17 protein-coding genes are annotated in these 16,391 nt (G+C 71.7%); 6 read left to right on the top strand and 11 right to left on the bottom strand.

What is annotated here, in order from left to right; genetic code table 11:
- A partial coding sequence (locus tag ABZ154_RS30800) for a cbb3-type cytochrome c oxidase subunit I (protein ID WP_356837660.1) occupies nucleotides 1-1,164 on the top strand: 1,164 nt, incomplete at its 5' end.
- Nucleotides 1,165-1,208: 44 nt separating this feature from the next.
- Nucleotides 1,209-1,550, top strand: a complete 342-nt coding sequence (locus tag ABZ154_RS30795) for a hypothetical protein (RefSeq protein WP_356837659.1) — start codon at nucleotides 1,209-1,211, stop codon at nucleotides 1,548-1,550.
- A 441-nt stretch (nucleotides 1,551-1,991) separates the two neighbouring features.
- Here ABZ154_RS30795 and ABZ154_RS30790 read toward each other — a convergent pair whose 3' ends face one another.
- The 4 genes from ABZ154_RS30790 to ABZ154_RS30775 form a co-directional block, all read right to left on the bottom strand.
- Nucleotides 1,992-3,602, bottom strand: a complete 1,611-nt coding sequence (locus tag ABZ154_RS30790) for a sigma-70 family RNA polymerase sigma factor (RefSeq protein ID WP_356837658.1) — start codon at nucleotides 3,600-3,602, stop codon at nucleotides 1,992-1,994.
- A gap of 219 nt (nucleotides 3,603-3,821) precedes the next feature.
- Nucleotides 3,822-4,016 carry an antitoxin gene (locus ABZ154_RS30785; RefSeq protein ID WP_356837657.1) on the bottom strand — a complete coding sequence of 65 codons (195 nt, stop codon included), beginning with the start codon at nucleotides 4,014-4,016 and terminating at the stop codon, nucleotides 3,822-3,824.
- 270 nt (nucleotides 4,017-4,286) lie between these two features.
- Nucleotides 4,287-5,282, bottom strand: a complete 996-nt coding sequence (locus ABZ154_RS30780; RefSeq protein WP_356837661.1) for an MASE1 domain-containing protein — start codon at nucleotides 5,280-5,282, stop codon at nucleotides 4,287-4,289.
- 65 nt (nucleotides 5,283-5,347) lie between these two features.
- The gene (locus tag ABZ154_RS30775; protein WP_356837656.1) at nucleotides 5,348-6,175 is read right to left on the bottom strand and encodes a PP2C family protein-serine/threonine phosphatase; all 828 of its coding nucleotides are present in this window, start codon (nucleotides 6,173-6,175) and stop codon (nucleotides 5,348-5,350) included.
- 180 nt (nucleotides 6,176-6,355) lie between these two features.
- Here ABZ154_RS30775 and ABZ154_RS30770 point away from each other — a divergent pair, with 180 nt between their 5' ends.
- From ABZ154_RS30770 to ABZ154_RS30760, 3 genes are all read left to right on the top strand, one after another.
- A complete protein-coding gene (locus ABZ154_RS30770) occupies nucleotides 6,356-6,625 on the top strand; it encodes a hypothetical protein (RefSeq protein ID WP_356837655.1) in 270 nt (89 codons plus the stop codon).
- A gap of 525 nt (nucleotides 6,626-7,150) precedes the next feature.
- The gene (gene mptB, locus ABZ154_RS30765) at nucleotides 7,151-8,629 is read left to right on the top strand and encodes a polyprenol phosphomannose-dependent alpha 1,6 mannosyltransferase MptB (protein WP_356837654.1); all 1,479 of its coding nucleotides are present in this window, start codon (nucleotides 7,151-7,153) and stop codon (nucleotides 8,627-8,629) included.
- 312 nt (nucleotides 8,630-8,941) lie between these two features.
- The gene (locus ABZ154_RS30760; RefSeq protein ID WP_356837653.1) at nucleotides 8,942-10,609 is read left to right on the top strand and encodes an ATP-binding cassette domain-containing protein; all 1,668 of its coding nucleotides are present in this window, start codon (nucleotides 8,942-8,944) and stop codon (nucleotides 10,607-10,609) included.
- A 38-nt stretch (nucleotides 10,610-10,647) separates the two neighbouring features.
- Here the strand turns inward: ABZ154_RS30760 and ABZ154_RS30755 are convergent, their stop codons facing one another.
- The 7 genes from ABZ154_RS30755 to ABZ154_RS30725 form a co-directional block, all read right to left on the bottom strand.
- Nucleotides 10,648-10,872 carry a hypothetical protein gene (locus ABZ154_RS30755; RefSeq protein ID WP_356837652.1) on the bottom strand — a complete coding sequence of 75 codons (225 nt, stop codon included), beginning with the start codon at nucleotides 10,870-10,872 and terminating at the stop codon, nucleotides 10,648-10,650.
- 112 nt (nucleotides 10,873-10,984) lie between these two features.
- Nucleotides 10,985-11,617, bottom strand: coding sequence for a hypothetical protein (locus tag ABZ154_RS30750; RefSeq protein ID WP_356837651.1), 633 nt, complete (start codon nucleotides 11,615-11,617; stop codon nucleotides 10,985-10,987).
- 6 nt (nucleotides 11,618-11,623) lie between these two features.
- Nucleotides 11,624-12,244 (bottom strand): L-threonylcarbamoyladenylate synthase, encoded by a 621-nt coding sequence (locus ABZ154_RS30745; protein ID WP_356837650.1) that lies wholly within the window; start codon nucleotides 12,242-12,244, stop codon nucleotides 11,624-11,626.
- A gap of 105 nt (nucleotides 12,245-12,349) precedes the next feature.
- Nucleotides 12,350-13,366, bottom strand: coding sequence for a hemolysin family protein (locus ABZ154_RS30740; protein WP_356837649.1), 1,017 nt, complete (start codon nucleotides 13,364-13,366; stop codon nucleotides 12,350-12,352).
- Nucleotides 13,363-14,700: a hemolysin family protein gene (locus ABZ154_RS30735; RefSeq protein ID WP_356837648.1), complete on the bottom strand. Its 1,338-nt coding sequence runs from the start codon at nucleotides 14,698-14,700 to the stop codon at nucleotides 13,363-13,365. The genes ABZ154_RS30740 and ABZ154_RS30735 overlap by 4 nt, the downstream gene beginning before the upstream one ends.
- A 209-nt stretch (nucleotides 14,701-14,909) precedes the next feature.
- A complete protein-coding gene (locus ABZ154_RS30730) occupies nucleotides 14,910-15,275 on the bottom strand; it encodes a DUF4180 domain-containing protein (protein WP_356837647.1) in 366 nt (121 codons plus the stop codon).
- A complete protein-coding gene (locus tag ABZ154_RS30725) occupies nucleotides 15,268-15,774 on the bottom strand; it encodes a helix-turn-helix domain-containing protein (protein WP_356837646.1) in 507 nt (168 codons plus the stop codon). The genes ABZ154_RS30730 and ABZ154_RS30725 overlap by 8 nt, the downstream gene beginning before the upstream one ends.
- Before the next feature lie 179 nt (nucleotides 15,775-15,953).
- Here ABZ154_RS30725 and ABZ154_RS30720 point away from each other — a divergent pair, with 179 nt between their 5' ends.
- On the top strand, nucleotides 15,954-16,388 hold the full coding sequence (locus ABZ154_RS30720; protein WP_356837645.1) for a hypothetical protein: 435 nt from the start codon (nucleotides 15,954-15,956) through the stop codon (nucleotides 16,386-16,388).
- Nucleotides 16,389-16,391: the final 3 nt, after the last annotated feature.

Raw genomic sequence — 16,391 nt, 5'->3', positions numbered from 1 at the left:
GTCAACTTCATCACCACGATCATCTGCATGCGCGCTCCCGGCATGACGATGTTCCGCATGCCGATCTTCACCTGGAACGTCCTGCTGACCGGTGTGCTCGTCCTGCTCGCGTTCCCGGTCCTGGCCGCCGCTCTGCTGGCCCTGGAGGCGGACCGCAAGTTCGGCGCCCACGTCTTCGACCCCGCCAACGGCGGCGCGCTGCTGTGGCAGCACCTCTTCTGGTTCTTCGGACACCCCGAGGTCTACATCATCGCCCTGCCGTTCTTCGGGATCGTCACCGAGATCCTCCCGGTCTTCAGCCGTAAACCGGTCTTCGGCTACATCGGCCTGGTCGCCGCCACCATCGCCATCGCGGGCCTCTCCGCGACCGTCTGGGCGCACCACATGTTCGTCACCGGTGCGGTTCTGCTGCCGTTCTTCTCCTTCATGACCTTCCTCATCGCGGTTCCGACCGGGGTGAAGTTCTTCAACTGGATCGGCACCATGTGGAAGGGGTCGATCTCCCTCGAAACACCGATGCTCTGGTCGATCGGATTCCTGGTCACCTTCCTCTTCGGCGGTCTGACCGGCATCATCCTCGCCTCGCCCCCGCTGGACTTCCACGTCTCCGACTCGTACTTCGTCGTCGCGCACTTCCACTACGTGGTCTTCGGCACCGTGGTCTTCGCGATGTTCGCCGGATTCCACTTCTGGTGGCCGAAGTTCACCGGGAAAATGCTGGACGAGCGCCTCGGCAAGACAACTTTCTGGACGCTGTTCGTCGGCTTCCACGGCACGTTCCTGGTGCAGCACTGGCTCGGTGCCGAGGGTATGCCCCGCCGCTACGCGGACTATCTCGCGGCGGACGGCTTCACCGCGCTGAACACGGTCTCCACCATCGCTTCCTTCGTACTCGGCCTCTCCCTCCTGCCGTTTTTCTACAACGTCTGGAAGACCGCCAAGTACGGGAAGAAGGTCCTGGAGGACGACCCGTGGGGTTACGGCCGTTCGCTGGAATGGGCGACCTCGTGCCCGCCGCCGCGGCACAACTTCGTCACCCTGCCGCGGATCCGCTCCGAGTCCCCGGCGTTCGACCTCCAGCACCCGTCGCTGCGGGCGATCGACGAGACCGCCAACCGGCCCGACGCCTCCGCCACCGTGGCACCGGGGGACAAGCAGGAGTGACCGTGGCCCGCCCCGCCCCACAGAGCCCGACGAGAGGAGGACGTGTGAACCCCGACAAGGACAGCGCCCGCGGCCTGGCCCAGCTGGAGGGCTACCTGCTGTGGAACGCCGAGGTCGAGAGGGCGCGAGCGCAGGCGCGCCGTTTCACCGGCGAACTGCCCTGGCTCACCACCGCCCAGCGCCAGGACGTGGAACGGGTCTACCTCGCCGACCGGGTCGCCGTCTCCCGCGAGTCACTCACCCGCGTCCGTGACCGGGCGGTCGAACTGCGCGGGGAGTACACCGCGCGGTACGAGCGGCTCCGGGCCCGCTGCGTCGCGCTCTCGGTCGTGGCGGTGGGCGCGGTCACCGGCATCGGTACGTCACTGACGCTGCTGCTGCGCTGAGCCGGCCGGGATCCGGTGCGGCCCGGCCGCGGCCGCACCGGATCACGCCCGCGCAAGCGGTCGGCAGGAGCCATCAGGCGAGCACCGGAACGCGCGGACGCGCGGTGCGCCGCATCGAGAGCGGCCGGATGCGCCGCGATCCGTTCGGCGTGCGACGCGGGCGGAGCGGCGCTGCGGTCGTGGAGGTGGACCGCACAGGCCGTCGTCGTGTCCACGAGACGCTCAGAGCACCGGCGACCTCCTCGAAATCGGCCGTGCGCCCGGCGACCGGCGGGAGTTCGGCCGCCGAAAGATCCAGCGCGGATCGCGCGAGGGCCGACAGGGCGAAGCGGATCCGCCGGGGGGGCACCATCGGCCGGGCGCTGCTACCAGTCTGGGACACCGAGGTGGAGGCGGTGCCCGGCCCTCATGTCCGCCAGGTGAAAGGTCACCGCGCGGTGGTCAGCGCGCGCCGAACTTCTGCGTCCACACAGGCCCGCCGCCGGAGTCCACCTTCCCTATGCCCATCTCCTTGAAGGAGCAGTTCAGGATGTTCGCGCGGTGCCCCGGACTGTCCATCCACGCCTGCATCACATCGGCCGGCGTCCGCTGCCCCTTGGCGATGTTCTCGCCGTAGGTGCTCCACCGGTATCCGGCCGCGGTGATCCGGTCGCCCGGGTCGGTGCCGTCCGGGGACGTGTGCGAGAAGTAGCCCCGGGACGCCATGTCGGCGGAGTGCCGCTGCGCCGCGGTCGCCAGCAGGTCGTTGGAGGTCACCGGACCGCAGCCCTCCTTCGCCCGCTCGGCGTTGACGATCTGGAGGACCTGGCCGCCCTCCGACGCCTCAGGAGCGGGCGCGGGCGGCGGTGGGGGCTCGGGTGCCGGGGCGGCCGTGCTGGGGGCGGGGGGCCGGGTGCTCTTCGTCGGCGAGGGCCTGGGCTTCGGCTTGCGCGAAGGGCTCGCCGACGGCGAGGCACTGGCCGAGGGCGAGGCGGCCGAGGCGGAAGCCGACGGCGACGGTGTCGTCGGCGAGGGGGAGGGGGCGGCCGTCGTGGGGAGGACCGCGCCATCGGTGGGAACCCCGGCGCTCAAAGTTCTCGCGTCCCGCTCCTCGCCGTCGGTGTAGAGGTGCACGGCCGCGCCGCCGCTACCCAGCGCCGCGACGGCGACCACGGCGGCGATGGCCGAGTTGCGGCGCCGCCGCCGTACCTGACCGCGCCTGCGCTCGGCCCGTCCGGCCCCGGCCGTGGAGTCCGTGGCGAGGTGCGCGGCCGTCGGCAGCAGGTCCGGGGCCATCGCCCCTGCGGCGGCCGCGGCCACCGGGACCAGCGCCAGGCCCACCAGCAGTCCCTCCGCCGGTACGAGCCCCGAGCCGTGGCCCGAGCAGACGGTGCACTCACGGGCGTGGCGGGCCAGCCGCTTGCGCCACAGGGCGGACGGAATCCCGTCCCAGCCGGCGAGGATGTCCTCCAGCAGTACGCACGGCGGGTCGGCCGCCAGTGCGCCCACCACGACCCTGGCCGCCTCCAGCTGCGCCTTCATCCGCTGGACGCGTACGGCCGTGTGCTGGGCGGAGAGCTCCAGGGCGGCCGCGACCTCGGTCCGTGACAGCTGGCCCGCCGTCTCCAGCCACCACAGCGACAGCAGCGCGCGGTCGTCCTCGTCCAGCCACCGCGTCGCCTCCGCCACCTGGCGCCGCTGCCCGGTCAGCCCGAGCCGCAGAATGGTCAGCTCGACGAAGTCCGCGCGCGGATCGACCAGGTCGAACGCGTCGTCCAGCCGGTCGGCGGACACGGCCCCCGACCGGCCCTCGCGCCAGTGCCTGCGTATCTCGTTCATGGCTATCGCCACCAGCCAGGAACGGAATCTCTTCGGGTCACGGAGTTCGGGCAGGCTGCGCAGCATGCGCAGCACCGTCTCCTGCACCACGTCGTCCACGTCCGCGTGCCCGTTCAACGCCCGGCCGACGACGTTGTACAGCAACGGCAGATACGACGCGACGAGCCGGTCCTTGGCCTCCTGGTCGCCGTTCCGCGCCGCCGCGATCAAGGCCGTCCCGTGATCCTTGCCCATGCTGTGCTCACTCTTCCGGGGTCCGGTGCTGTCACTTCCCACACTCGGGAGATGCGACGCGGGCCGGACGATAACAAGAATCCGATGAGCGCCCCGGATTTCTTCCGGAGCGCGCAACGGGTCCGTGCCACAGGACACCTCCTGTGGCACGGACCGAGTCGCGACCCGTCGCGACGGGTTACGAACGGACAGGGGCCGGCCGGTCACCGGCGGCCGCGGTCAGGAGCGCGGCGGTCCGTCCTGGCCGCGCTCCGTACCGAACTGCTGCCTGAGCCTGTCCTGGGCGGTGTCGACGTGGCCGCTGTACTTGCCCTTGGTCCGGTCGTCGGCCATGTCTCCCGCCTTGTCGACGCCCTTGCCTGCCTGGTCCTCGTGGCCCTTGAGCATCTTCTTGATCTTGTCCAGTGCGGACATGCCTGGTCCTCCTCGCCTCTGCGCCCCCACCCATCAAGGGTCACCGCACCCGGCCCGGCCCGCATCCGGGCGCCGCGGAGTCCGCACGGTGGACAGGGAGGTGTGAAGCCGCGCCGACTGGGCAGATACCGGTCACCTGGAGGAGGTGGTGGCCATGGGCCGCATCCGCATCGTTGTCCGTCGACCCCCGCCCCCGTCCGGGCCGCCCCCGCTCGACCTGCGGACCCCTTCCGGCCGGCCGCTGCCCTACTGAGCGCGTACGGCGGCCGGTCACCGACCCTGGCGCGGCGGATCGTCGTCGTACCGCGCCGAGGGCGGTCCCGGCAGCGGGGCGAGCTGCTCCACCAGCGCTTCCAGCTCCACCACCGCGTGCTCCGTCTCACGACGGATGTTCTGGTGCTCGGCCACGATCGCCCCGAGCAGCAGGGCCGTGAGCGCCACACATCCGTTCAGTACGGTGAGATTGGCCATGATCTCCATGAGCGTATGGCCCGAGAACGGCCCCAGCCCGTCCGTACCGGCGGTGATCGCCAGCACCGACACCAACAGGGCACAGGGCGCGCTGCCGGGCAGCTGGAACCGGAGCGCCGCCCAGATGATCACCGGGAACACCAGGTAGATCATGGAGAGCGAGCTCCGGGTGGAGAAGAACCCGGCCACGACCACGACGACCGAGAGAAGGCACGCCTCCGGCCACCGGTCGGACAGCCGCGGCCATCGCGCCCGGCTCAGCACCAGCAGTACGGGGGTGACCACGAGGACCCCCATGGCGTCCCCGGCCCACCATGACGACCAGACCAGCCAGAAGCGCCCCGGCGGGACCTTGTCGTCGAGCATCAGCGTCGCGCTGCCTGCGGTGGCGCTGATCAGCATCCCGGCGAACGCGCCGAGGAAGACCAGGCAGACCCCGTCCCGCAGCCGGGCCAGATCGCTGCGGAACCCCACTCTGCGCAGCAGCGCATAGGCGGCCAGCGGCGCGAGGGTGTTGCCGAGGACGATGCCCATACGGGAGACGGTGAACGCGTCACCGATGGCGGAGACGGTGAAGAGCGCACCCAGGGCGATGCCCGGCCAGATCCGGGCACCGAGGTACAGCAGGGCGGCGAGCGAGATACCGGTGGGCGGCCAGAGCGGGGTCACCACGGCGCCGTCGACCACCACCTGGCGCGTCAGCCCGAGCCGCCCCGAGAGGTAGTAAGCGCCGGCCACGCCCAGGATCTGCGCCAGGTACACGGCCCGACGTCTGGCTTCCTCGCTGCGGATCACAGCACTCATCAGACACCGACCGCGCGGAGGCGGCAGGCGGTGACACGCGCCTTACGCCCCCGGCGTCACCGCGCCCGGGCCGACGCGTGCCGCAGGACGAGTACGGCCGCGTCGTCCTCGTGGCCCGTCAGCTCCGCCGCCCCGAGGACACCGTCGGCCAGCGCGTCCGCGCTCTCCCCGGCATGGGCGGCGACCAGCCGCCGCACCCGCTCGAGGCCGTTCTCGATCAGCAGCGACGGGCCCTCGACGACCCCGTCGGTGAGCAGCACGATTGCGCCGTCCGCGTCCAGGGTCCGCCGGGTGACGGGATACCTCTCGCCCGTCTGGATGCCCAGCGGCAGGCCTCCCGGGTCCTCCGTGACGCCCGAGCGCCCGTCCACGGTCGCCCACACGCTGGCCACATGCCCGGCCCGAGCACTGTGCAGCTCCCAGGTGTGCGGGTCCAGCCGCAGGAACGTACAGGTCGCGAAGAGACCCGAGTCCACGGACAGCAGAAGATCATTGGTCCGGGCCATCACCTCACTCGGGTCGGAGACCGTCCCCGCGATCGCCCGCATCGCGATGCGGACCTGCCCCATGAAGGCGGCCGCCTCCACGTCGTGCCCCTGCACGTCACCGATCGCGAACCCCAGAGCGCCGTCCGTCAGCGGGAAGCCGTCGTACCAGTCACCGCCGATGTCCAGGCCGTCACGGGCGGGCGCGTACCGCGCCGCGGACCGGAGCCCGGCCAGTTCGGGAAGGGTCGCCGGAAGCATGTCGCGCTGTAGGGCCTGCGCGAGTTCTACTCTGGCCTGGTGGAGTTCCACCTCCCGCCGAGCGCGGGCAGTGAGGCTCTGCAACGTAGTCAGCAGGTCCTCGGCGCTTACCGAGCGGGGAGTCCGACGCCGGTTCATGGGCTGCTCCGCGGTGCGTGAGTCCCTGAATCATATGGCGCCCGCCCCCCGGCGGCGACTGCACCGATGAGCGGGAACACACCCCTCCCGCCCGGGACTGCTCGGCGCCGCGGGCCCGCAGGTGGCCGGATGGCCCCGCACGCCGGGCCGTTGTCAGTGGCCGGTGGGATGCTGCCTTGCATGGACGAGCTGATGAGGCAGCGACGGGTGTACGGCACCGACCACGACGATCCGCACCCCGGCCCGAAGCCGGGCCACGACTACCGGGAGCTGGTCGGCGGCCCGCTCGACGGGCTGCTCCTGGACGTCACCGGCTGGAGCGAGACGGCCCTGCGCGAGGGGGCCGGTCTGGTCACGGAGATAGGCGCCTACGGACCGGGCGGCCGCGCCGAGTACGGGCCCCGCTCACTCGACGGCCACCAGTGGGACTGGCGGGGCGACGTGCGCTAGGAGCGGCCGGAGGGGGGTCACACGGACGCCGCGTCGAGCACCGTCGCCCGGAACGCGCCGACGATCGGCCGCGGATCCGTGGGTGTCAGGCGGCCCACAGCCTCCGCCGGCGGAGAGCCCTCGGGCAGCACCAGCAGGTCCTCCAACAGGAGCGCCGAGCGCAGATCCGGATCGTCCTCGGCCGGGGCTCCTGCACCAGCGCGACGTCCAGGCTCGGCTGCCTCAGCCCCTCGAATGCTCGGCGCTGCGCTGCCGGTCCCGTTCGGACAGGGTGAGACCGAGGCCCTTCTCCAGCTGCGCGATCTGCCGGCTCAACGGGGACTGCGAGCTACGGGACCGGAGACGACGAGGCCGCCGGCCCTCGTCCAGGGCATGTACGCCGACGGCCTCGCTGCCCTGAAGCAGTCGCTCACCGGCTGCACACCGCGGGCACCCGGCACGCTCCGGGTGTCCGCCGGCGCCCGCGCACCGGCGGACCGGGGGAGGGGAGGGGGAGGCACCCGGCGTCCGATAGGTTCTCCGGTCATGTGGGTTTCGAGTGCTGTCGGATACCGTCGGCTGGGTGCGGCAGCCGCCCTGGTGACCGCCGTGGGCGGCTGGATCTCCGGAAAGCTGCCGGCCCACGACCCCTGGGGCCTGTGGGTCGACCACGGCTCCACCGTGCGGACGGCCGCCGCCGTCCTCGCCTACGCCGGACTCACCGTGCTCGTCGTCGCCTGGTGGCAGTACGGCAGAACCGCCTCCTCCGTAGGCGAGACGCTCACCACACTCGCCTGGTGGACCGCGCCGTTCCTGCTCACGCCCCCGCTCTACAGCGCCGACGTCTACAGCTACATCGCCCAGGGGGCGATGGTCATCGAGGGCCACGACGTCTACACCGTCGGCCCCTCCAGCCTGGACCCCGCCGGAATCGGCGGCGACGCGGCGGCGAGCGTCGGCAACCACTGGCGCGACACCCCGGCCCCGTACGGCCCGCTCTTCCTCCTGTTGTCCGCCGCCGTGGCGAAGACGACCGGCGGCACCATCGTTCCCGCCGTCCTGGCGATGCGGCTCATCGCGCTCGCCTCACTCGTCCTCATCGTCTGGGCCCTGCGCCGGCTGGCCCGGGAACACGGCACCAGCGAGAGCCGCGCCCTGTGGCTGGGGGCGCTCAACCCGCTCCTGCTGATGCACGTCGTCGCGGGCATGCACAACGACGGCCTGATGATCGGCCTCATGCTGGCCGGGCTCGCGTTCGCGCTGCGCGGCCGATGGGTGGCCGGCAGCGCCCTTGTCGGGCTCGCGATGATGGTCAAGTCCCCGGCGGCCGTATCGCTGCTGTTCATCGGCGTCACCGTGCACGCCTCGGCGACCGGGCCGCAGCTACGGCGGTGGGCCAAGGGGCTCCTCGCGCCCGGCCTCGTCGCGTGTGCCGTCGCCGGATCGGCGACCCTGGTCAGCGGCACCGGCTTCGGCTGGCTCAGGACCCAGGGCGTCGCCGGCAACATCCACACGGCGCTCTCCGTCGTCAGCGACCTCGGCCTCGGCCTGGGCGAGCTGGGCCGCCTGCTCCTGGGTACCGACCCCGAACCGGTCAAGTCCGCCGTACAGACCCTCGGCCTGGCGGCGGCGGTCGCCCTGATCGTCCTCCTGGCCCGGAGGTCGATGAACGGCCACCTGCCACCGGTCCACGCCCTGGGCCTGGGGCTGCTGGCGCTGGTCGCGCTCTCACCCATGGTGCAACCCTGGTACCTCCTGTGGGGGCTGGTGGTCGTGGCCGCCACCCAGCAGCACGGCCGGGTCCCCGCGGTTCTCGTCGTGCTGTCGGCGGCGCTCGTCTACGAGACCCACCCCACCGGAGCCACCCCGCCCTACGGGTTCGCCCTCGCCGGAATCGCGGCCCTCATCGCCACCCTCCTCATCCGCCATGCCCCCTTCCTCCCGGAAGCCCCGCCGGCGCCCGGACCACGCAGCGGCCACCTGGACGCCCCGCTGAACACCGAGGCCCCGCAGGGCACCGCCTAGATAATCCCTCGACGCCTCCCACGGGCCTCCAGTACGCTGATCACGTCCTGTTGTCTCCGATAGAGGTGGACGTTGCGCATCTGAGGTCCGCGATCATCACGCGGTACGGCCTGGCCCGTACACCGGTCACGACGCTTGTCGGCATGTCTGCCGCCCGTGACTTCCGCGTGGATGCGACCTCGGTGCTGAGCCGTCCCTCACCTGCACAGGACTTCTCATCCCACCACTCTCCGGCCACCGAGCCGGGTCGCCGCGTGCTGTTCGCATACGAAGCCCCCCGTTCCCCACGCTTCCGACTGCGAGCTACCCGCCATGAGCCATCCCACCGCGCCCAGCGCCTCCGTGGCCGTCTCCCACCTCACCTTCCGCTGGCCCGACGGCACCAGCCTCTTCGACGGGCTCTCCCTCACCGTCCCCCGGGGCCGCACCGGACTGGTCGGCACCAACGGCACCGGCAAGTCGACCCTGCTGCGCCTGCTCGCCGGACACCTGCGCCCCTCGGAGGGATCCGTCACCGTGGGCGGCAACCTCGCCTACCTCCCGCAGAACATCACCCTGGACACGGAGCTGCGGGTCGACGGGGCGCTCGGTATCGCCCAGCGGCGGGCCGCCCTGCGCGCCATCGAGTCCGGCGACGTACGGGAGGAACACTTCGAGACGGTCGGCGACGACTGGGACGTCGAGGAACGCGCCCTGGCCACCCTCGGCTCCCTCGGACTCGGCGCCGTCGGACTGGACCGCACCGTCGGGCAGCTGTCCGGCGGGGAGACCGTCCTGCTGCGCCTGGCCGCACTGCTGCTGGAACGCCCCGACGTCCTCCTCCTCGACGAGCCCACCAACAACCTCGACCTGTTCGCCCGCCGCAGGCTCCACGACGCCGTCGACTCCTGGCGCACCGGCATCCTGATCGTCGTCAGCCACGACCGGGACCTGCTGGAGCGGGTCGACCGCATCGCCGAGCTGCGATCGGGAGTGGTGAGCTGGTACGGGGGCGGCTGGTCCGCCTACCAGGAGGCCCTCGCCACCCAGCAGGAGGCCGCCGGCCGGATGCTGCGCTCCGCCGAGGCCGACGTGCGGCGCCAGCGGCGCGAGCTGGAGGAGACCCGGACCAGGGTGGCCCGCCGCCAGCGCCACGACAAGAAGCTGGACGGTCAGCGAAAGGCCCCGCGCATCGTCGCCGGGGAACGCAAGCGCTCGGCCCAGGAGTCCGGGGACCGGCTGCGCGGGCTCCACGAGGACCGGCTCGACGAGGCCCGCGAGCGCCGGGAGGAGGCGGCAGAAGCCGTCCGCCGCGACGCCGAGATCAAGGTGAGCCTGCCTCACACCGCCGTACCGGCCGGGCGTACCGTCCTGACCGTACGGGACCTGTGCCTGCCCTACGGGCGGCTGCGCGGGGGCAGCCTCCAGGTGAAGGGACCCGAACGCATCGCCCTGGTGGGCCGCAACGGGGCGGGCAAGACGACTCTGCTGCGTACGCTCACGGGGGAGCTCGCACCGAGTTCCGGCGAGGCCACGGTGTCGGTGCCGCTGAAGTTCCTCCCGCAGCGGCTGGACGTCCTCGACGACACCTTGAGCGTCGCCGCGAACGTCGCCCGCACAGCGCCCGGCAGCACCGACAACCAGATCCGCTCCCAGCTCGCCCGGTTCCTCTTCAAGGGCGTCCGCGCGGAGCAGCAGGCGGGCACCCTCTCGGGCGGTGAACGCTTCCGGGCCGCGCTCGCGGCGACGATGCTCGCCGCCCCCGCTCCGCAACTGCTCCTGCTGGACGAGCCGACGAACAACCTCGACCTGGCCGGTGTCCGGCAGCTGGCGAGCGCCCTGGAGTCCTACGAGGGCGCTCTCGTCATCGCCGGCCACGACCTGCCGTTCCTGGAGTCCGTCGGAATTACGCGCTGGATCCTGCTGGACGACGAGCTGCGGGAGACCGACGCCGAGCAGGTCCGCGAACTGTTCGCCGGCTCCGCGTCCACCCCGGCGTGACGCGGGCGCGGCAGCCGCCCCGGGCGTACGGGTCGAGGTCAGGCCGCTTCGTAACGGTGGGCCCGCCCGCCCCGCCATTCCACCCAGACCGGGTTGTCGAGGATCCGGTCCGCTTCTTCGAGGCCGGCCCCGTTCAGGAACACGATCACGTCGTGGTCGCTGTGGGCCAGCCCGAGTATCTCGTCCCGGCCTTCGTAGTGCACGGTCACCCGGCGGCCGCCCGAGGGGGTCGGCCGGTGGATGACGATCGGGGGATTTGCCATGGGTCCACCCTGCGACGTGCCCTGCCCCCTCGCATCCGCTGCCCGTCCTCCGCGCGAGCGGGCCGCGGACCGCCGGAAAGGGCCGTGCCCTGCCGGGGCCCGGCAGAGGGCCTCACCGCCGGGCGGCCCGGATCTCCACCGTTGTGGTGACGCGCACCAGGGCGGGGGAGCGAGGGGCGGAGCCGAACCCGAAGGCGACGGGCGGATCGAGCGGGGCGAGCGAGCCCAGGCCGACGCCGTCCAGGACGGCGTCGGCTGCCAGAACCGGCCGCAGGTCCCGTGCCCCGTACCACTCCCGCCGCTCCGGACCCGCCCGGCCCAGGGTGCGTACACCGGGCATCAGCAGCCGGGCCGGTAGGTCGCACAGCGCTGCCCAGAGCGGGCTGCGGACGAGCGGAGCCGGTACGGCGCAGAGCAGTCGGCCGAGGGCGGACCGGCGCCCCGCTCGCAGCCGCAGGTGCAGCGGCCCCGCCTCGACGAGCCACACGTGCCCGCTGCGGGAGACGGAGCCGGTGACGGACACCGGGGCCACCTCGATCCGGTCGAAGCGGTACGTCGCGGCGACGAAGTCCGCGACCGGCCGCGACGGCGCCAGCAGGACCCGCTCGCCGTCGGGATGCTCGACCATGACGTCGCTGAACGCCCCGAACGGCGAACGGGGCCAGTGACCGACCACCAGACGGGTGCCCGAAGAGGTCCCCACACCGGCGATCCAGCCGTCGAACCGCAGCCGCTCGCCCGCCACAGCCGTCTACTCGAAGCGCGAGACGTCGCCGGCGCCCCGGCGCACGATCTCCGGCTCGTCGCCGGAGAAGTCGATCACCGTGGTCGGCTCGGTGCCGCAGTCGCCCGAGTCGATGACGGCGTCCACCTCGTGGTCGAGCCGCTCCTTGATCTCCCAGCCCTGCGTCAGCGGCTCCTCCTCGTCCGGCAGCAGCAGGGTGCTGGACAGCAGGGGCTCGCCCAGCTCGGCCACCAACGCCTGGGTCACGACGTGGTCGGGGATACGGACGCCGACCGTCTTCTTCTTCGGGTGCAGCAGCTGGCGGGGCACCTCCCTGGTCGCCGGGAGGATGAAGGTGTAGCTGCCGGGCGTGGCCGCCTTGACCGCGCGGAACACGTCGTTGTCGACGCGGACGAACTGCGCGAGCTGCGCGAAGTCGTGGCACACCAGCGTGAAGTGGTGGCGGTCGTCGAGGTTGCGGACGGACCGGATCCGGGCGATGCCGTCGCGGTTGCCCAGCTGACAGCCCAGCGCGTAACAGGAATCGGTCGGATACGCGACGAGCGCACCGGAGCGGATGCTGTCGACCACCGTGCTGATGGTGCGCGGCTGGGGATTCTCGGGGTGCACGTCGAAGTACTTGGCCATCCGCCGAGCTTACGTGTTCGACAAGCGGCCCGTCCGGACAGTGGGCACGACGAAGAGGAGGCGGCCCGGAACGCCGGACCGCCTCCCCCGTTCGCTCTCGTACGGTCAGACCGTGGCGGGGCCGACCAGCTCCTCCAGGACGTCCTCCATCGTCACGAAGCCGATGACCGTCCCCTTGTCACCGGCGACGGCGGCGAGGTGCGTACCGGCGGCACGCATCGCCGTCAGGGTGTCGTCGAGCGGGGTGTCGATCTCGACCCGGACGACCGGGTGGATCGCGCTCGTGGGCAGCGGCTTGGTGCGCTCCGCGACCCCCAGCGCGTCCTTGATGTGCAGGTAGCCCAGCACCCCGTCGTCCGGCCCGGTCACCGGCAGCCGGGAGAAGCCCGAGGCGACCGCGGCCCGCTCCAGCTGCTGCGGGGTGATACCGAGGTCGACGGTGATGATCCGGTTCAGCGGGACCAGCACCTCGCCGACCGGCCGCGTGCCCAGCTCCAGGGCGTCCCGCAGCCGCTCGCCGTCGGCCGGGGCGAGAAGGCCGGCATCGCTGGAGTCCTTCACCAGACGGACCAGCTCGTCGTCGGTGAAGACCGACGCGATCTCGTCCTTGGGCTCCACCTTCAGCAGCCGCAGCAGCATGTTGGCGAACGCGTTGATGCCGAAGATGACCGGGCGCAGCGCCCGGGTCAGGGCCACCAGGGACGGGCCCAGCGCCAGGGCCGTCGCGACGGGTGCGGCGAGCGCGATGTTCTTCGGGATCATCTCGCCGATGAGCATGTGGAGATAGGTCGCCAGGGTCAGTGCGATGACGAAGGCGATCGGGTGGACCAGCGCCTCGGGGACGCCGATCGCATCGAACGGCGGCTCCAGCAGATGGGCGATGGCCGGTTCGGCGACGGCGCCCAGCACCAGCGATGAAATCGTGATGCCGAGCTGGGCCGTGGCCATGGCGGCCGACAGGTGCTCGATGCCCCACAGGGTGCTCTTCGCCCGCCGGCTGCCGCGCAGGGCCTCCGGCTCGATCTGACTGCGGCGCACGGAGATCAGGGCGAATTCCGCACCCACGAAGAACGCGTTCGTGAGGAGCGTGAGCGCACCGATGAGAAGCTGAACGGTGGTCATCGGGCGTCCTCCTCCACGAGGGTCAGGGCCGGGGCGGGCGCGGTGATCCGCACCCGGTCGGCCCGGTGGTGCTCGATGTCGAGCACGTCGAACTGCCAGCCGTCGGCCTCCACCCGGTCCGTGCGGACCGGGATGCGGGCGAGCTGGTTGGCCAGCAGCCCGGCGAGCGTCTCGTACGGGCCCTCCGGCGCGCGGAAGCCGATGCGGTCGAGCTGGTCCAGCCGGATGCTGCCGTCGGCCTCCCAGACCCGGCGGCCGTCGCCGAGCGGCTCAGCCGGTGCCAGGTCGGGGCGCTCGTGCGGGTCGTGCTCGTCGCGGACCTCTCCGACGACCTCCTCGACGATGTCCTCGACGGTGGCGACCCCCGCCGTACCGCCGTACTCGTCGATGACGACCGCCATGGTCCTGTGCCGGCGCATCTGCGCCAGCAGCCGGTCCACGGGCAGTGAATCCGGTACGAGGAGGGGCTCGGTGGCCAGGGCCGTGACCGCGGTCCGGGCGCGCTCGGACTCGTCCAGGGCCAGCACGTCGCGGATGTGGACCGTACCGATGACGTGGTCCAGGCTGTCGCGGTAGACCGGGAAGCGGGACAGGCCCGTGGCCAGCGTGAGGTTGGCGGCGTCGGCCGCGGTGGCGTGGGACTCCAGGGCCCGCACGTCCACGCGGGGCGTCATCACGTTCTCGGCGGACAGCTCCGCCAGGTGCAGGGTGCGGACGAAGAGTTCGGCCGAGTCCTGCTCGATGGCGCCCTGGCGGGCCGAGTGCTGGGCGAGGGCGATGAGCTCCTGCGGGGTACGGGCCGAGGCCAGCTCCTCGGCCGGCTGCAGGCCGAACCGGCGCACGGCACGGTTCGCCGTGTCGTTGAGGTGGCGGATCAGCGGGGCGAAGCAGGCCGTGAACGCGCGCTGCGGGCCGGACACGACCTTGGCGACGGCGAGCGGGTTGGAGATGGCCCAGTTCTTCGGGACGAGTTCCCCCACGACCATGAGGACGACGGTGGACAGCGCCACCCCGAGCAGGGTGGCGACCGTGGAGACGGCGCCTGCCGGGAGCCCGGTGGACTCCAGCGGGGAGCGCAGGAGCACGGCCAGGGACGGCTCGGCCAGCATGCCGATGACCAGGGAGGTCACGGTGATGCCGAGTTGGGCGCCGGACAGCTGGAACGTGAGCCGCTTGGCGGCCTTGAGCGCGCTTTCGGCTCCGCGTTCACCGGCCTGCGCGGCTCGTTCGAGCTCGCTGCGCTCGATGGTGGTCAGCGAGAACTCGGCCGCGACGAACACCGCGCACGCCAGAGTCAGACCGAGGGCGAGAAGGAGCAGGAGTACTTCGCTCACCGTGTCACCTCCGTCCCCTGGTGTGCCGGGGCAGGGATGACACGGTTCGTACTGGGAGGCTCACCCATTGCGGTACCGCAGCTCCTTCTCTGTTCGGTCGTCGGGCTCGACGTCGGGGCGGAGGGAAACCCGCCCTGTAGATAGTAAAGGGGGCGCAAAGCAATGGGGAGTGGGGCGCGTCACAGGAGGGGTCGCGCCGGCTGGACGCGCTACCGGGCCAGGCGAGCGGCCAGGGCCTCCAGGTCGGTCACGAACCAGATGTCCCGGCCCCGGTTGGCCTCGCGCACCAGGTCGGGCAGGGCCGAGCTCGCCGCCAGATGGCGGGTGATGTCCCCGACGACGACCAGCCGGAGCCGGTAGTTGGAGAACTTCTGGAGGATCGCGCCGGCGACCCCGGTGCTCAGGTCGAAGAAGCGGTCGTCCAGCCGCTCCGCCGGGACCGCGACCACCTCGGCGCCCTGAAAGGCGGGCCCGATCAACTGGTCGAGGGCGTCCTGCACGGTGGTGATCGAGGGGCCGTCCGGGGAGCAGGCCAGCACCGGTGTGCCGTGGTGGTCCACCAGGAGGTCAGGCACGGTGCGCCTCCTGTCCGCCGTCGAGCAGCCCGTTCTCCGGGCCGAGTACGCCCTCGATCAGGTGCAGCAGCTCGGCGGTGGCCGCGGCGCCGCCGAGAATCACGATCTTCATCCGGGCTCGTTCCTTGTCGTGGACCGTCTGGACGCGCAGGGGGTCGGGTGCGTCGCGGGGGGATTGGGCGCTCGCGGTGACGAAGGTGCTCAGCCGGTGCGCGGCGTCTGGGCCGATCGCGTCGATCTGCACGATGCTCGACACCTCGAGGTGTCCCCGCCCGTCGTCGGTACCGGACGCCGCCGCGCCGGGTGCCGCGTCGGCTGAACCGGTGGTCGAACTGCTGGTCAGGGCCTCGAAGTCCGCCCGGCTGATCCGGTACTGCTTGCCGATCCGGACGGCTTTGAGTCGCCCGTCACGCACATAGTTCCGGACGGTCCGCACATGCAGACCCAGCCGTTCGGCCACCTCGCCGATCGAGTACAGCTCACGCTCCCCACTCTCCATACGACCGAAGATTACCTCAACCTCCCCATTCAGGGAACCTAAGGGGAGTGATGCGGACTAATAAGGTAAAAGTTGGTACCTCTTGGCCCGGGTGGAGCTCACGGCAGGTGTGGCGGGCCCGTGACGAGGAAGGTGGGAAGGGAACCGCCCCTCGGACGTCGAAGTCGACGAGGAGATCCATGAACGCCGAAACCCGGCCCCCCGACCCACGGCACCAGCGCCCCGACGGAGTCACCGACACGACCGTCGAGGCGCTCGGCGCCCTCTCGAAGGCGCTGGAGACCACCGAACGGGCCCGCGGCGCCCTCTACACGTTCCACCAGCTCACCGGCAGCGCCGACCTCACCCTCGACGACGCGGTACGGCTCCTCCGCGAGGCGGGGCACGGCGACCAGGCCGACCGGGTCGAGCGGGAGATCCTCGGCCGCAACGTCATCCCCGGACACTGGACCTTCCAGATCGTCGAGGAGTACAACGCCACGTACTACGACGTGTTCCGTGCGGTCGAGCAGGAGATCCGGGGCGAACTCGCCGAGGGGCGCGACCACCTGTACGAGGCCGAGATGAAGGAAGCCCGGCGCACGCGGGGGCACCCGGACCACACCGCGGACTGACCG

It is taken from the genome of Streptomyces sp. NPDC006261 (assembly GCF_040613515.1).
Taxonomy (GTDB): Bacteria; Actinomycetota; Actinomycetes; order Streptomycetales; family Streptomycetaceae; genus Streptomyces.
This window is presented reverse-complemented; position numbering and strand designations above follow the sequence as displayed.

Bases quoted from the DNA above. Each gene is read 5' to 3' on its own strand.
- ABZ154_RS30790 (WP_356837658.1), bottom strand. From the start codon at position 3,602: ATGGGCAAGGATCACGGGACGGCCTTGATCGCGGCGGCGCGGAACGGC.
- ABZ154_RS30785 (WP_356837657.1), bottom strand. From the start codon at position 4,016: ATGTCCGCACTGGACAAGATCAAGAAGATGCTCAAGGGCCACGAGGAC.
- ABZ154_RS30775 (WP_356837656.1), bottom strand. From the start codon at position 6,175: ATGAACCGGCGTCGGACTCCCCGCTCGGTAAGCGCCGAGGACCTGCTG.
- ABZ154_RS30770 (WP_356837655.1), top strand. From the start codon at position 6,356: ATGGACGAGCTGATGAGGCAGCGACGGGTGTACGGCACCGACCACGAC.
- mptB (WP_356837654.1), top strand. From the start codon at position 7,151: ATGTGGGTTTCGAGTGCTGTCGGATACCGTCGGCTGGGTGCGGCAGCC.
- ABZ154_RS30760 (WP_356837653.1), top strand. From the start codon at position 8,942: ATGAGCCATCCCACCGCGCCCAGCGCCTCCGTGGCCGTCTCCCACCTC.
- ABZ154_RS30755 (WP_356837652.1), bottom strand. From the start codon at position 10,872: ATGGCAAATCCCCCGATCGTCATCCACCGGCCGACCCCCTCGGGCGGC.
- ABZ154_RS30745 (WP_356837650.1), bottom strand. From the start codon at position 12,244: ATGGCCAAGTACTTCGACGTGCACCCCGAGAATCCCCAGCCGCGCACC.
- ABZ154_RS30740 (WP_356837649.1), bottom strand. From the start codon at position 13,366: ATGACCACCGTTCAGCTTCTCATCGGTGCGCTCACGCTCCTCACGAAC.
- ABZ154_RS30725 (WP_356837646.1), bottom strand. From the start codon at position 15,774: ATGGAGAGTGGGGAGCGTGAGCTGTACTCGATCGGCGAGGTGGCCGAA.
- ABZ154_RS30720 (WP_356837645.1), top strand. From the start codon at position 15,954: ATGAACGCCGAAACCCGGCCCCCCGACCCACGGCACCAGCGCCCCGAC.